Below are 590 nucleotides of genomic sequence, written 5' to 3' on the forward strand. Positions count from 1 at the left end.
TAGTTTCGGAGGTGTTGTCACGTTAAGTTTGTGATGTCGAGAATGGGGCTGAGCTCCTGAATTTTCAGCCGAGGCAGGCTGCAAAATTCCATACAGCGAACGCTTCGAGGCGATGGTAACGTATTGTTTGTGCGCTACGGCGATGGGATGGAACTGAAAAGCGATTGCGGGTGGCAGAATGCATGGATACGAACCGCTGCAACGCTCCCGGCGATCGGTGGCCTTGCATGGTTCGCTCCCGTTTTCGAAACGGCAAGTGGCTATTCTCAGCCCTATTATTGAGGCCCTTGTGCGACCAATGATCTAGGCTGGGTGCCACACCCGCCTTTGCCGCACCATAGGAGCGAAGTTTATCAGTGACGATGCGTTTGGGAACAAAACCATAGCGTTTCATCAAAGCCAGCAGCAGACGCTTGGCCGCCTTTTTGTCACGCCGCTTTTGCAATATTTCTTCGAGAACGATGCCATGCTGATCGACCGCGCGCCAGAGCCAAAACTTGGTTCCGGCGCATTTCACCACGACTTCGTCCAGATACCAAACATCACCAGGGCGTACCTGTTGTCGTCGCAGATTGCGAGCGATCTGAGGT

The 590-nt window shown here is 53.6% G+C and carries 1 protein-coding gene; it reads right to left on the bottom strand.

Translation table 11 applies throughout. From position 1 onward, the window contains the following. Positions 1 to 64: 64 nt before the first annotated feature. Positions 65 to 590 (bottom strand): DDE-type integrase/transposase/recombinase (locus tag HBA93_RS18020; protein ID WP_221724208.1); only part of this gene is annotated, 526 nt, incomplete at its 5' end.

It is taken from the genome of Ochrobactrum sp. SFR4 (assembly GCF_019730395.1).
GTDB lineage: Bacteria > Pseudomonadota > Alphaproteobacteria > Rhizobiales > Rhizobiaceae > Pseudochrobactrum.